Below are 12,991 nucleotides of genomic sequence, written 5' to 3' on the forward strand. Positions count from 1 at the left end.
GGGACCCCGGCGAGAGCCGGCTCCAGCGGAGGCGCTCTAGACGACGATCACCCGCCGCCCCCGCGTATGCCCCGCCTGGCTGTCGACGTGCGCCGCCGCGGCCTCCGCCAGCTGGTACGACTTCTCGACCGGGATGTGCAACTCACCCTTCGAGATGAGCTCGACCGCCTCGGCGAGCGCGTCCGGCACGCTGCCCGCCGCGCCGGAGAACCGCACGCCGAACTCCGGCGCGCCGAGGTCGGCGATGGAGACCACCTTTCCCGGATCCCCGGTCAGTTCGACGAGCTCACGGATCACGCCCGACCCCGCAAGGTCGAGCGCCCCGTCGACGGGGCCAAACTCCCGTACCCGCTCGACCCAGCCCGCGCCGTACGTCGTGGCGAGCGCGCCCAGGCTCCGCAGGTAGTCCTGGTTGGCGGCGCCCGCCGTGCCGATGACCCTGATGCCGCGATGCCGGGCCACCTGCAACACCGCCGACCCGACTCCCCCGGACGCGCCGCTGACCAGCAACGTCTGCCCGGGTCGCACCCCGACCTCACGGATGATGCGCAGCGCGGTCTCCACCACCGAGGGGTACCCGGCCGCCTCTTCGAACGACAGCCCCGCGGGCATCCGGGCCCAGGCCGACAGCACGGCGAACTCGGCGTAGGTGCTCTCCCCTTCGCCGAACACACGGTCGCCGACTTCCACCCCGTCGCCCCCCTCGCCCACCTCGTCCACCACCCCGGCGGCGTCAAGACCAACCCCGGCCGGGAGCCGGGTCGGGTGGGCCGACAGGACCTGGCCCTCGCGGACCCGCCAGTCGACGGGGTTCACTCCCGCCGCCCGTACGGCGATACGTATGTGGCCGGGGCCCGCGTGGGGCTCCTCGGCGTCGATGAGGTGCAGGACATCCGGACCGCCGAACTCGGCGAAGCTCACTTTCTTCATGCCGACGAACGTAACACTAACGGTTAGCTTTTTGTAGTTGTTGCGTCTTTGCATCTGTTAGCATCCGGGAATGACCGTGCAGCAGTCCGGGCGCCGCGAGCGCAAGAAGGCCGCGACCCGCCAGAAGATCGCCGACACCGCCCTGCGGCTCTTCCTGGAGCGCGGCTACGACGAGGTGGGCATCCGCGACGTCGCCGCCGAGGCCGACGTGGCCGTCACCACGGTCTTCTCCCACTTCACCGCGAAGGAGGCCCTGGTCTTCGAGCAGGACCAGGACTTCGAGCGGCGCCTCGCGGAGGCGGTCACCGATCGCGCACCGGACGAGCCGCTGGTCCCCGCGCTGCGCCGCGAGATCCACGCCCTCGTGCGGCACTGCACGGCGGACGGCGCGGCTCCGCTCTGGCAGATGATCGACGCCTCCCCCGCGCTGCGGGAGTACGAGGCGTCGATGCGGCTGCGCCACGCGGAATCCCTGGCCGCGGCCGTCGCCGCCGACCCGAACCTGCCGCGGGGCGCGACGCCCACGGCCTGCCGGACCATCGCCCGGTTCGCGATCGACGCGTTCTCGCTGGCCCGCGAGTCGGCTGATCCGGGCGCGGCGGTGGACGAGATCTTCCGGATGATCGAGGCGGCGTGGGAGGCGGCACGGGTCAGCTGACGCCGGGTCGCACCGAAGGCTGGGCGACCGCGGCCTTACGTCTTCTGCCGGGGTCACGTGTGCCGGGTTACGTGTGCCGGGGTGAGGCCTGCCGGGTCAGGAACCCGCGTACGTACCCCACCACCGCGTCGACATGACTCTCAAGCAGGAAGTGCCCGCCGCCGGGGACCAGACGGATCTCCGCGTCCGGCAGATCCCTGGCGAAGGCGCGCGCGCCGTCCGGGCCGAAGATCTCGTCGCCCGCACCCCACACCGCGAGCAGCGGCACCTGGCTCTCGCGGAAGTAGGCGTGCACCTGGGGGTAGAGGGGCGGGTTGGTGGCGTAGTCGCGGAAGAGGGCGAGCTGGACGAGGTCGACGCCCGGCCGGTTGACCTCGCGGTGGTCCGCGGCCCAGGTGTCGGGGTCGACCAACTCGGGCCGCTCCACGCCGTGCAGGTACTGCCAGCGGATGGCGTCGAGCGAGAGGGCGGCCCGGACGGCGGGCTCGGTCCGGGGGCCGGGATCCTCGCCGTACTCCCACACGGGCTTCCAGAACTCCGGTACGAAGCCGTCCTCGTAGGCGTTGCCGTTCTGCGTGATCACCGCGGTGATCGCCTCCGGGGCACGCAGCGCGAGCCGCCAGCCGATGGGGGCGCCGTAGTCCTGGACGTACAACGCATAGCGGCTGACGCCGAGTTGGGCCAGGAGCGCCTCGGTGATGTCGGTGAGGGCGTCGAAGGTGTACGTGAACTCGCCCGCGGGCGGGGCGTCGGAGTTGCCGAAGCCGAGGTGGTCGGGGGCGATGACGTGGAACCGGTCGGCCAGCGCGGGAATCAGCCGGCGGAACATGCGCGAGCTGGAGGGGAAACCGTGCAGGAGCACGAGCACGGGCGCCCCACGGTCACCCGCCTCGCGGTAGAAGACGCGGTGACCCCGCACGGTGGTGCTGCGATGAAGAACCTCAACCATGACTAACCCCTTTAAGGCCTGATGGCGGTTACTCCCACTCCCAGTAGACTCCCGCTGGGCTAACCTGTCAATTGACGCAATGGGGTTACGTGGGGTTACGCGGGGGAAGGGGAAAGGTGAGGGACGTGCTGGACGACCAGGCCCTGATGGAGGCGTTGAACAGCACGCCCGCGGTGGACGGCCGACGCGAGGACCGCTGGCAGGACGACCGTGAGCTGGGCAGATGGGCGAGGGAACACGGAGGGATCGGCGACGACGCGGAGGAGCGCCGCTGGCTCCGGGCGGCGCGGGACGCACTCCAGGCGACGGAGTGGGGTACGGGTGACGCGGAGGAGGGGGCGGGGGCGGAGGCGGGCCTGCGGCGCGTGCTTGCGGGGGTCCGCAAGGTCCCGAGGCCTGGCGCCGGGTTGGCCACATTCGCCACGGGCATCGAGTGGCACCTGGAGGCACCGCGGGAGCGCAGACTCGCCGTGGAACTCGTCCTGGCGTGGGCGGACGTCAAAGAGCGCATGCCGGGCCGGCTGCGGCCGTGCGGAAACCCCGAGTGCCGCCTCTTCCTCCTGGACCGAAGCCGCGCCAACACCGCCCGGTGGTGCTCCATGAAGACCTGCGGCAACCGCCTGAAGGCCCGTAGACACCAGGCCCGTGCCCGGGTCCGGGGCGAGTCGGGGCCCGGGCCCGAGTAGCACCCGGGGAGAGGGGCGGAAATCGGACGGACGACGCCCCGTCGGGCGCGCAGGGCACCATGGCGTGATGCCTGATCTGCTGTGGAACGACGTCAAGGACTTACTCGACCCCGAACTGATGGGAACGTTGCCGGACGTACACGTCCCGAACGCCTCGGTGGAGGACTGGCAGTCGGTGCTTGATCTGGTGCGGTCGCGTGGGTGGTCGTACGCGTATTCGGAGGACGGTGTCGCGGTCCGGCTGCCGCGGGCCGCGGACATGCTGGCGCGCAACGAGGACGCCGATTCGGTGCTGCGGGTCTGGCCGGCCCCCGGTTTTCTGGTGATCTTCCGGGCGTACGAGGCCGGGCAGATCGACTTCGACACGGATCTGCGGGAGCTGCGGGGCCAGGACGGCGTCGACGCGCTGTGTGGTCTGTTGCGGGCGATCGGGCGCCGCTTGGGCAAGCCGGTGCTGCTGACCCCGGAGTCGGATCCGCGTCACCCCGTTCTGGGCTTCGATGTGGCGGCCGACCGAGTGGTGCTGCTGATAGAGCCGCAGCCAGGGTGACCGCTCTCGGAGCGCTTCCGGGACGCGGGGTTGCCAGGGTGGTGGGGCCGTTGGCGCTGCGGCTCAGCGGCTGATTACGGTCTCCCGTTCCGCGCGGGCAGGCTCTCCGCGTTGCGTACGCCGTACAGCCCCGTGATCAGGCCGTCGTCGATCTGGACCGCCACCACCGTGTCGATCTTTCCGTCGACCCGGACGAGCAGTCCCTGCGCGCCGTTGACCTGTGTCAGCCGCCCCCGGCCAGCAGACGCGTCAGTCGGGCCGCACCCACCACCGGCCGCAGCAGGGCGTGCCGGACGCCGCCGCCGTCGCTCAGGGCTACGACGTCCGGGGCGAGGACGCCTAACAGGCTCTGCAACTCGCCGGTCTCGACCGCGCGTTGAGCTTAGGCCCGGGCCCGGTACGCCGTCTGCCGTACCCCGGTCTCCGTCTTGCCGACGGCCTCAGCGATCTCCCCGTACTCCAGGGCGAACACCTCGCGCAACACGAACACCGCCCGTTCGGTCGGCGCGAGCGTCTCCAGTACCAGCAGCATCGCCATCGAGACACTCTCGGCGAGCTCGACGTCCTCGGCGACGGCGACGGAGCCGAGCGACTCGTAGGCGGCGGTGAACAGCAGGCTGCGGTGAGTGACGAAGACCTCGTCGCGGCGTCCGTAAATTCCGTTGTGCCGTGCTGGCCTCTGCCTGAAGGGTTGGCCCGTCGTCGCCCCGTGACCTATCGACCTGTCGACCCATCGAGGAGGACCTCATGTCAGCCCTTGTCGTCGGCGCCGGAATCGTCGGCTCCTCCGTGGCCTACCACCTGGCCCGTAGGGGCGTCCCGGTCACGCTCCTGGAGCAAGGTCCCGCACCGGCCGCCGGCGTGACAGGAGACTCCTTCGCCTGGATCGGCGACTCCAAGGCCGACTGGCCCGGCGGAGCGCGGGACCTACGCGAGTACGTCCTGGCGGACCACAAACGTCTGGAAGCCGAACTCCCGCACACCACTCTCCGCCGCACCGGATCACTGTCCTGGACCGGCACGCCGCCAGAGGCCCCACGGCACGGGCACGAACCCGGCCCCGGCCAATTCCGCATCGGCCGAAGCGACATCGCAGCCCTGGAGCCCAACCTCCGGCATCCACCCGAGCAGGCCATCCACACCCCGAGCGACGCGGGCGTCGACCCGATTGCCCTGACCCGTGCGCTCGTTGCGGCCGCCGTCGCCCACGGAACGAGGGTGTTCTACGACACCTCAGTCACCTCCTTGCAGGTGACCAATGGGCGCGTCGAGGGAGTGTTGACTCCGGCCGGGCCTCACGCCGCCTCCACCGTGGTACTGACTGCCGGCACCGGCGTCCCCCAACTCTGCGAGCCACTCTCCCCACACCTGGACATGGCCGCCTCCCCCGCCACGCTCGCGCGCATCGCAGCGCCATCTGGCCTGGTCAAGGCCATCGTCGCGAGGCCCGACTTCGAGGTCCGGGAAGCTCGAGAAGGTGAACTCCTGCTGGTCGTGCCGCACGTCGAGGGCTCAGCCGCACTCGATCGTTCCGCTCAACACGCCTTCCAGCGCCTGAAGATGACCTTCCGAGGAAGCGAACGGTGCCGCCTGCTGGGTTACCGCACCGGCGTACGCCCCATGCCCGCGCACGGCCCCGTCATCGGACACGCGACACGCGATCGATCCGTCTACGTCGCCGTCATGCACTCCGCCATCTGCCTGGCACCCACGGTCGGCCGCCTCATCGCAGACGAGCTCGTGACGGACCGACCGGCCCCCGAACTGAAGCGTTGCCGCCCGCGCGTGGCCCGGTAGCCGGTCGTCTCTACCTCACCTACGTGAGCAGCACCGGCATCGGCCCTTAGGCTCCGGCCCATGATCAGCGATCGTGGATTCACCTGCTCATGCTGCGGCGAGCATCATGCGGAACTGCCGTCGCATCACGGGGACCACAGCCCCAACGTGTGGGACGAACGGTTCGCGGACGCACCGGACTGCCTGCTCTGCTCCGATCAATGCGTCATCCAGGCACAGCCGGGACAACTTCTCCCGGGCCGCGGACCTCTGGGAAAGCCCACAACGCGCCGCCGAGAAACCGTACTTCGGATGGATGACCACCGAACTCGGCCCCTACTCTCCCAGCACCATCAACCTGAAGACCCACGTCCACACCAGGCAACTCGGCCGACGCCCATACGTCGAACTGGAGCCCACCGACCACCCCCTCGCCGTCGAACAACGCACCGGCATCACCACGGACCGCGTACGCGAGATCGCCGAAGCGGTCCTGCACTCAGCGACGAACGGAGCACCCTCGACAGGGTTCGGTTCCTGGATGGCCGCCTGCAGGCAGTGCATCCGCTCATTCTCACGTGGCCGGCGACAGGCAGTACCGTCTCCATGCCCTCTGCGGTCATCCTCCGGGTCGAGGCGCCGAGTTGACCCGCCGTACGACGCCGGTCATCGTGACCCAACTCCGTACCCGTACTGCGTCAGGGCGCCTCCGTGGCGCGTCCGTGGCGGTGGGCTGCGACTCGTTCGCGGGTGGCGCAGCGGCGGGAGCAGTAGCGGCGTTCCGGGCCGCTGCCTTGGGTGATGAAGACGTTCTGACAGCTGGTCGACGCACAGATCCTGCCGGGCGGGCGTTGGCGGTCCCAGAGGAGGACGGTCAGGGCCATGCAGGAGGAGGCAAGGAACCACTCGTCCCACGGAGCGTCGTCGTCGTGGTCGAGGTGGGGGTGCCAGGGGCTGTTGCCGCCATGGGAGGTCAACCTCAGCGGCCCGGCGTGGTCCTTGAGGAGGCCGTTGAGGACGGCTGCGGCGTCGTCCACGTGCTCGGCCGCGAAGACCTGCCGCAGCAGGGCGGCGGCTTTACGCAGTTCAGCGATATCCCGCTCCGTGAGGTCGATGGGGTCGGCCTCACCGTGGGCGCGGAGCACGTCGGCCACGGCGTTCGGGTCGGGGTGCTCGTCGGCAAGGACATTGAGCATGTCGGCGGTGCGCCGAGCCGTCGTCAGCACGGAGTGCCGGGTGGACCAGTCGTCACCGGTGAGGGGCGCGTGGGGGAAGGACCCGCGGGGGAAGGACACGTGCGGAATGTAACGCATCTTGCCATGTTTTGAGTTACCTCCGTAACGTCCCGTCGATGACAAAGCGTTACTCACTCCGCCTCTATCTCGCCGGAGCCGTGGCAGCCCGTGCCGGCGACGAGATGTCGGGGACGGCGCTGATGCTGGCGGCATTCGCTCTGACCGGGTCGACCATCGAGGCGTCGTCGCTGCTCGCGGGCGTCACGATCTCCGCTGCGGTGGGCGGGCCGGTGCTCGGAGCGCTTCTCGACAGGGCTCGACGGCCGGGACGCCTGCTGTCCATGGCCCTCGTCCTGTACGCGGTGGGGCTCGGGGTGATCCTGGTGGGACTGGGGCCGCTGCCATTCGGCGTCACCCTCTCGATCGCTGTGGTGGCGGGGCTGCTGGGGCCGGCCTTGTCGGGCGGCTGGACGGCCCAACTGCCGCGTGTCGTAAGGGAGGACCGCCTGCCGCGGGCCAACGCGCTCGACGCCATGACGTTCGGCGTGGCCGGTCTGGCGGGTCCGGCTCTCGCCGGCGGCGTAGCGGAGACGCTGGGGGCTCCGGCGGCCGTGGTGGTCTCCGCGGCGCTCACCGGCTCGGCGCTGCCCGCCGCATGGATGCTGCCCGCCCGTCCCGGCCGGGTGCGGGGCGTTCGGCCGACCTCGGTGGCCGGCGATCTCGCCGCCGGTCTGCGGGTCCTCGTCAACCGGCCGTCTCTGGCCAGAGCGACCCTCACTTCGGTTCTCTCCTGTGCTGGTCAGGGCGTATTCATGGCCTGCGTTCCGCTCCTGGGCGAGCGCGTCCTCGGCGGAGCGGGTCGCGGCGCGCTGTTGCTCTCCTGTACGGCGGTCTCCGCCCTGCTGGCCACCGCCGTACTCGCGCGGTTTCCACGTCTGATCGCCCCCGACACGGTCATCTGGGCCGGCGCCCTCGTCCAGGCCGCCGCGTCGGCCTTGGCGGTATGGGCCTCATGGCCCTCGTGGGCCGGAGGGGCCGCATCCGGATGGGCCGGATGGGCCGGATGGGGTCAGCCGACCGTACTCGTCGTGGCCGTCCTCATCGCCGGGGTCGGAGAGGGCCCGCAACTCGCCGCGTTGTTCGCCATCCGCCATCGCGAAGCGCCTGAACGCCTGCGCGCGCAGATATTCACCACCGGCGCCAGCTTGAAGATCACGGGGTTCGCGTTGGGAGCGGCGGTCGCCGGACCGATCGCGTCATGGTCCCTTCGAGGTGCGTTGGTGTCGGCGGCGGGTGTGGCGGTCGTCGCGGCATTGAGCTTCTTCGCCGTGCCGTCGGCGGTGGCTGCGGCCGATTCGTCGGAGGAGCGGGCGATGGCGGGTTGGTGACGGGTTGATGGCGCACCGTCATCGTAGCTTCGTACATTTCCGTGATCAGCGGTGGTGATGGCGGCTGTTGGGGAAAACCCACGCGACAGACGGCACCTGTCGAGGAAGACTCGCGTCGTGCGCGATCGTGTGGATACCCCCTCCGGCCTGGTGCTGCGGCCATGGCAGATCGAGGACGCCCGGACGGTGATGACCGCGTTCGCGGATCCACTCATGCGCGGCCAGTCCGTCGAGCCGGTCGATACCGTTCAGGACGCCCAGCGGTGGATAGCCGCTCGTGGCGAGCAGTGGGCTACGGACTCCGCGTATTCCTTCGCCGTCGTCGATGGCGGCGGCGGTGACGGTGACGGTGGCCGTCGCAGTGGCGGTCGCAGCGGCAGCGGTCACGTTCTCGGCCACGTGCGGATCGGCTCGGTCGATCGGCGTCACGCCACGGGGTGGGTCTCGTACTGGACGACGGCGTCGGCACGCGGCCGGGGCGTAGCCTCCCGTGCCTGCGATGCCGTGGCCCGCTGGGCTTTCGACGATGCGGAGCTCTTCCGGCTGGAGCTTGGCCACCGCGTGAACAATCCCGCCTCGTGCCGGGTGGCCCGTAGTGCCGGCTTCGCGGTGGAAGGGCGGCAACGACAGAAACTCGCGTACGACGGTGTCCGTTTCGACGTGGAACTCCACGCCCGGTTGGCGACAGACCCTGAGCCCACGTCGTGGTGAGGTCACGTCACTCCGAGGCCTCCGCGCTCCTCGCCCACCCTCGTGCCTCGCCCTCGTCGATGAGGCGTCGCCCCGCCTCCCACAAGGAGGACGACGCGTCTCCGATCACCGCCTTGCGGGCGCGGACATCGTCGGCGGTGACGCCCGGGGTACGCCACGTACCACCGCGTGCCATCCAGTTGAGAAGCAAGGGCTGGAGCCGGTCCATGGCCTTGGCGAACCTGGCTTCGGGCGTGCGGCGTTCCTCGAATTCGTCCCAGAGCGCCCGCATGCGCCGGGCCTGGTCCGACGGGAGCAAAGCGAAGAGTTCATCGGCCGCGGCGACTTCCCGCTCCAGTTGGTCGGCGCCCGCGGCGGCGTCGTACAGCGGGGTGTCCCCGGCGTAGATCTCCACGAGGTCGTGCAGCAGGACGAGTTGAATGGTGTGGCCCACGTCGATGGGCCGGTCGGAGTGTTCGGCGAGGACCGCGACCATCATCGCCATGTGCCATGAGTGTTCCGCGTCGTTCTCGCGGCGGTCCGTCGCGGCGAGGGGCGACTGACGGAGGATGGTCTTCAGCTGGTCCACCTCCACGAGGAAGGTGAGTTGGGCGCGCAGCCTTTCGTCGAGGTCGTCGGGGAAGGGCGTCTTCTCCGCGAGTGGGCTTCGGCGTTCATCGCTAGTGCGTTCATGGCTGCTGTGGTCGTGGCTCATGCGTTCATCGTGGCATCGAGGGCGTTGACTCAGCGCTCACTCGGAACGGGCTCAAGAGCCGGGGCCCCCGCCGGGTGGCCAGTCGGTGTCGGTCAGAGTGACGAGCAGGCGGCCGTCCTGGAACGCCACCACCACGTCCACGCCGCGGGCCACCTTCTCGGTGAACGCGGCGGGTGCGGTGTGGTCCAGGAGAAAGACGAAGTGCTGGGCCGTACGCGGCCGCCACTCGTCGAGCTCGCCGTCGGCATCCAGACGGAGGTTGGAGTGCCAGGCCGCCTGGGCGAGAACCGATACGAACAGCCCGAGGAAGTCCGACTTCAGCAGGTCGTCCGCGTGCTCGATCAGAATCGCGAGGTCCTGGTTCCCGTGGCCGGGACCGTGCCAGTCGTGGAGGCAGTCCACGAGCGCGTCCCAGTTGTGGCCGAAGTAGCCGAGGAAGGACAGGTCCCGGGCGAAGGTACGGAAGACGGACGCCGGATCCGTCATTTCCCGGCCGTCGAGCCGCAGGACCAGACCGTTCCGCCGTACGAGCGCGGCTGTCTCCGACGCCGGCCAGGGGTCGGCCGCGGAGGTGAACACGACCCACGGAGGGCGGCGTTCCGTCAGGGTCGGCATGGTCGTCACGGGCGGGATCCTCGCACGGCTTCGTTCGGAGGCGGGGTGGGGGGCGGGGGTGGGGGCGGGCGCCTCCTCGCCCTGCGGGGCCACACCCCGGGTGGCCCGGGGGGGGCCACGGATCGACGCTCCGGTACCGGCTCGGCACGCCGTGCGAGCGCCCAGTAGAGTGCCGCGCGCGTGATCTCACCCGTCACTGGAACCACATCTCACCGGCCCGCGGCCTCGCGGGGCGGGGCAGGACCCGACGACAGGAGCCTTCCGTGCAGCGGAGCCGTACCCCTCGTACCCCCCGCACCTCCCGTACCACCGCCCTGACCGCGCCCGTTCTCGCCCTTGTCTCCGCACTGGCCCTGAGCGCCTGCGGAGGGTCGGGCTCGTCCGGCGACGATTCTTCGGACGGGGGCGCCAAGGGCAAGCCCAAGACGTCCACGGCTCCCAGCTCGAAGGCGGACCCGGCAGCCGAACTGAACAAGGTCGTCCTGGGCAAGAGTGAGGTGAAGGGGTTCAGGGTCGAGAAGCCGCAGACGGAATTCGTCTTCGCCAAGTCCAGGGACGAGATCAAGGTCGACAAGGCCGGCTGCGCGCCGCTCGCGTACGCGATGAGCCAGTTCCCGCTGGCCACGCCGCGCGCCGACCTCACGCGTGTCGCCTCCGGCGCGAAGGGTCCGGGCGCGTTCACGTACGTGGCCCTTGCGTCGTACCCGGCCGGCAAGGCGAAGGCCGCCCTGGCCGAGTTGTCCCGGGCCGTCGGCTCCTGCGGCGGCGGCTTCACCGCCAAGGCGGGCAAGAACACCAACCCGTACGCGTCCATCACCGCCGAGAAGGCTCCGACGCCGGCGGGCGCCGACGAGTCGGTGGCCTTCAACGCCGTGACACCGTACAAGGGCCGGAACCACACGGTGCGCACGCTGGCGGCCCGCCATGGGGACACGCTCGCGGTCTACTTCGCCGTGGACGGTACGGCGTTCGTGCAGTCGTACGCGGGCAACGCGAAGGTCGCGCAGCCGATCGTGAAGGCGCAGAGCGCGAAACTCTCGGGGTGACGGTAAGTTTCTTTCGTTCCCGAACGCGCGGTGGGACCCGGCCGGTTGCCGCCGGTGGGTTCGCATGCGAGGGCGCCTGCCAGCACCTGATCGGCGTCTCTCGTCGCGGACTTGTGAGTGTCGCGATCGCGCGACGCGGCCGCCTTCGTCGACGAATCCACCTCCGCCCTCGACCCCGAGGCCGAGACCGCCGCCTTCGACCGCATCCGGCGCCTCGCCGCACCGCACCGGGCCGTCGTTCTCGTCACGCACCGCATGTCCGGCGTGCGGCACGCCGACCACATCTACGTCCTCAATCAAGGCCGCCTCGCCGAACACGGCACGCACGACGACCTCATCGCCACGCGCGGCCGCTACGCCGACATGTTCGAGACGCAGACGGCCCAGTACGCGCCTGCCGCCGGCGTCCCCCGCCCCGCGCATCCCCCGAAGGCACGCACGGACGACAGCTCCCCTCACTGACATCGACGCGGCCCTGGTGTGCCCGCAACTGCTGCGTCAGTGGCCTGCGTTGACCTGTTGGTCGATGCGCAGGGTCAGTCGCAGGGCGTCCAGGGCGCCGGCCGGAGTGATGCGGTTGTCCGCCTCGCCGCGCAGGACCGCCAGGACGTGCTCGATCATCGCGGTGTACTGATCGGCCGGGGGCAGCTCCACCTGATGGATGCCTTCGCCGGTGTAGGCGGTCAAGGAGGTGGTGGGCCTGCCGTCGTGGCCCATGGTGAAGACCGACTCCAGGACGCCGTCGGTGAAGGCGGCCGTCCAGCCGCCTCGGCCGCCCCACGGCATCGGCCGCAGCGAGGAGACCGAGCTGCGGGCCAGCGCCCCGTCGAAGGCCATGACGGCCTCGACCGCGCCGGCGTCCGCGTTCCGTTCGACCGAGGTGACGTGGACCTGGTGGGGCATGCCGAGGGCGCGGGTGATCAGGTCGAGGTCGGTGTGCATGGCCTCCATCGGCAGCACCTTCGCCCCCAGGCTTGCCCCGGGCCACAGCGGCGCCATCGCGGACCAGCAGGTCAGCTCCTCCAGCCGACCGTACGTACCGTCCCGTACGGCGTCGTCGAGGACTTGGTTGGCGGGGATGAACCGCTCGAACATGTCCACGAACACGTGCCGGTCGCTGGACTCGGAGGCGGTCACCAGCCTGCGGCCTTCCTCCAGGGAGGCGGCCATGGGCAGTTCGGTGAGGACGTGCTTGCCGGCCTCCAAGGCCCGCAGCGCCATTGGGGTGTGCAGCGCGATGGGCAGGCAGACGTCGATCAGGTCGACGGAGTCGTCGGCGAAGGCGGCGTCCAGGTCGGTGGCGGCGGTGAAGCCGAACTGACCGGCCACGTGTGCGGTCTTGTCCGCGTCGCGGCCGATCATCACCACTTCCACGTCCTCGCGGGCGGCGTAGACGGCGGCGTGCGCCTGGCCGAAGTTGGTGCCCAGGAGTGCGATCTTCATGAGTCTTCCTTTCGCATGCGACGGGGCGGTACGGCATGGGTTCGGCGAGGCCGTGGTGCGGCCGTGGGCTTGGTACGGGTGTCATGGGTGAGGTCAGGGGGACTGGGCCGACAGTGACGGGGAAGGCGACCTCGTTGCCGTACTCGTCGGGGTAGGGGGCGCCGACCTCTCTGCCGAGTGCGGCGGCGTAGAACTCGGCGAGCCGGCGCCCGTCGTCGGACCAGATCGCGTACGAGCTCACCGAACCGGTGGGCATGTCCTCACGCTAGAGGCCTTTTAGGTCACCTCATGTCCTTAGAGGACGTCATTC

The 12,991-nt window shown here is 70.3% G+C and carries 13 protein-coding genes and 3 pseudogenes; 9 read left to right on the top strand and 7 right to left on the bottom strand.

The features are described 5' to 3' along the window. Positions 1-36: 36 nt before the first annotated feature. On the bottom strand, positions 37-930 hold the full coding sequence (locus ACFYO9_RS10105) for an NADP-dependent oxidoreductase (protein WP_358776899.1): 894 nt from the start codon (positions 928-930) through the stop codon (positions 37-39). Between the two features lie 70 nt (positions 931-1,000). Between ACFYO9_RS10105 and ACFYO9_RS10110 the strand changes: the two genes are divergently transcribed. After that, complete coding sequence (locus tag ACFYO9_RS10110) at positions 1,001-1,588, top strand: helix-turn-helix domain-containing protein (RefSeq protein WP_358776900.1); 588 nt, start codon at positions 1,001-1,003, stop codon at positions 1,586-1,588. Positions 1,589-1,655: 67 nt separating this feature from the next. On the opposite strand, the gene ACFYO9_RS10115 is transcribed toward ACFYO9_RS10110, so the two are convergent. Continuing rightward, positions 1,656-2,537, bottom strand: a complete 882-nt coding sequence (locus tag ACFYO9_RS10115) for an alpha/beta hydrolase (protein ID WP_358776901.1) — start codon at positions 2,535-2,537, stop codon at positions 1,656-1,658. A gap of 125 nt (positions 2,538-2,662) precedes the next feature. Here ACFYO9_RS10115 and ACFYO9_RS10120 point away from each other — a divergent pair, with 125 nt between their 5' ends. Both ACFYO9_RS10120 and ACFYO9_RS10125 read left to right on the top strand, forming a co-directional pair. After that, entirely contained in the window at positions 2,663-3,223 is a 561-nt protein-coding gene (locus ACFYO9_RS10120; protein WP_358776902.1) for a CGNR zinc finger domain-containing protein, read from the top strand. 67 nt (positions 3,224-3,290) lie between these two features. Continuing rightward, entirely contained in the window at positions 3,291-3,773 is a 483-nt protein-coding gene (locus ACFYO9_RS10125) for a hypothetical protein (RefSeq protein WP_358776903.1), read from the top strand. Positions 3,774-3,836: 63 nt separating this feature from the next. Here ACFYO9_RS10125 and ACFYO9_RS10130 read toward each other — a convergent pair. Beyond that, positions 3,837-4,431, bottom strand: a pseudogene (locus ACFYO9_RS10130) (sigma factor-like helix-turn-helix DNA-binding protein). Positions 4,432-4,520: 89 nt separating this feature from the next. Here ACFYO9_RS10130 and ACFYO9_RS10135 point away from each other — a divergent pair. Then, positions 4,521-5,570 carry an FAD-dependent oxidoreductase gene (locus ACFYO9_RS10135; protein ID WP_358776904.1) on the top strand — a complete coding sequence of 350 codons (1,050 nt, stop codon included), beginning with the start codon at positions 4,521-4,523 and terminating at the stop codon, positions 5,568-5,570. A gap of 60 nt (positions 5,571-5,630) precedes the next feature. After that, a pseudogene (locus tag ACFYO9_RS10140) lies at positions 5,631-6,048 on the top strand (DUF2199 domain-containing protein); the annotation flags it as partial. A 199-nt stretch (positions 6,049-6,247) separates the two neighbouring features. Here ACFYO9_RS10140 and ACFYO9_RS10145 read toward each other — a convergent pair. Next, positions 6,248-6,862, bottom strand: coding sequence for a CGNR zinc finger domain-containing protein (locus ACFYO9_RS10145; protein ID WP_388666117.1), 615 nt, complete (start codon positions 6,860-6,862; stop codon positions 6,248-6,250). An 80-nt stretch (positions 6,863-6,942) separates the two neighbouring features. Between ACFYO9_RS10145 and ACFYO9_RS10150 the strand changes: the two genes are divergently transcribed. Both ACFYO9_RS10150 and ACFYO9_RS10155 read left to right on the top strand, forming a co-directional pair. Then, complete coding sequence (locus tag ACFYO9_RS10150) at positions 6,943-8,172, top strand: MFS transporter (RefSeq protein ID WP_358776905.1); 1,230 nt, start codon at positions 6,943-6,945, stop codon at positions 8,170-8,172. A gap of 117 nt (positions 8,173-8,289) precedes the next feature. Next, complete coding sequence (locus ACFYO9_RS10155; protein ID WP_358776906.1) at positions 8,290-8,883, top strand: GNAT family protein; 594 nt, start codon at positions 8,290-8,292, stop codon at positions 8,881-8,883. A 7-nt stretch (positions 8,884-8,890) separates the two neighbouring features. Here the strand turns inward: ACFYO9_RS10155 and ACFYO9_RS10160 are convergent, their stop codons facing one another. Together ACFYO9_RS10160 and ACFYO9_RS10165 are read right to left on the bottom strand one after the other, a co-directional pair. Continuing rightward, a complete protein-coding gene (locus tag ACFYO9_RS10160) occupies positions 8,891-9,577 on the bottom strand; it encodes an HD domain-containing protein (RefSeq protein ID WP_358776907.1) in 687 nt (228 codons plus the stop codon). 51 nt (positions 9,578-9,628) lie between these two features. Then, on the bottom strand, positions 9,629-10,192 hold the full coding sequence (locus tag ACFYO9_RS10165; RefSeq protein WP_358776973.1) for a barstar family protein: 564 nt from the start codon (positions 10,190-10,192) through the stop codon (positions 9,629-9,631). 263 nt (positions 10,193-10,455) lie between these two features. On the opposite strand from ACFYO9_RS10165, the gene ACFYO9_RS10170 reads away from it, so the two are divergent. Further along, positions 10,456-11,238: a hypothetical protein gene (locus ACFYO9_RS10170; protein WP_358776908.1), complete on the top strand. Its 783-nt coding sequence runs from the start codon at positions 10,456-10,458 to the stop codon at positions 11,236-11,238. A gap of 132 nt (positions 11,239-11,370) precedes the next feature. Further along, a pseudogene (locus ACFYO9_RS10175) lies at positions 11,371-11,700 on the top strand (ABC transporter ATP-binding protein); the annotation flags it as partial. A 36-nt stretch (positions 11,701-11,736) separates the two neighbouring features. Here ACFYO9_RS10175 and ACFYO9_RS10180 read toward each other — a convergent pair. After that, on the bottom strand, positions 11,737-12,681 hold the full coding sequence (locus tag ACFYO9_RS10180; protein ID WP_358776909.1) for a Gfo/Idh/MocA family oxidoreductase: 945 nt from the start codon (positions 12,679-12,681) through the stop codon (positions 11,737-11,739). Positions 12,682-12,991 lie beyond the last annotated feature (310 nt).

Source organism: Streptomyces sp. NPDC005863, assembly GCF_042871345.1.
Classification (GTDB): Bacteria; Actinomycetota; Actinomycetes; order Streptomycetales; family Streptomycetaceae; genus Streptomyces.

Bases quoted from the DNA above. Each gene is read 5' to 3' on its own strand.
- ACFYO9_RS10105 (WP_358776899.1), bottom strand. From the start codon at position 930: ATGAAGAAAGTGAGCTTCGCCGAGTTCGGCGGTCCGGATGTCCTGCAC.
- ACFYO9_RS10110 (WP_358776900.1), top strand. From the start codon at position 1,001: ATGACCGTGCAGCAGTCCGGGCGCCGCGAGCGCAAGAAGGCCGCGACC.
- ACFYO9_RS10115 (WP_358776901.1), bottom strand. From the start codon at position 2,537: ATGGTTGAGGTTCTTCATCGCAGCACCACCGTGCGGGGTCACCGCGTC.
- ACFYO9_RS10125 (WP_358776903.1), top strand. From the start codon at position 3,291: ATGCCTGATCTGCTGTGGAACGACGTCAAGGACTTACTCGACCCCGAA.
- ACFYO9_RS10135 (WP_358776904.1), top strand. From the start codon at position 4,521: ATGTCAGCCCTTGTCGTCGGCGCCGGAATCGTCGGCTCCTCCGTGGCC.
- ACFYO9_RS10145 (WP_388666117.1), bottom strand. From the start codon at position 6,862: ATGCGTTACATTCCGCACGTGTCCTTCCCCCGCGGGTCCTTCCCCCAC.
- ACFYO9_RS10160 (WP_358776907.1), bottom strand. From the start codon at position 9,577: ATGAGCCACGACCACAGCAGCCATGAACGCACTAGCGATGAACGCCGA.
- ACFYO9_RS10165 (WP_358776973.1), bottom strand. From the start codon at position 10,192: ATGCCGACCCTGACGGAACGCCGCCCTCCGTGGGTCGTGTTCACCTCC.
- ACFYO9_RS10180 (WP_358776909.1), bottom strand. From the start codon at position 12,681: ATGAAGATCGCACTCCTGGGCACCAACTTCGGCCAGGCGCACGCCGCC.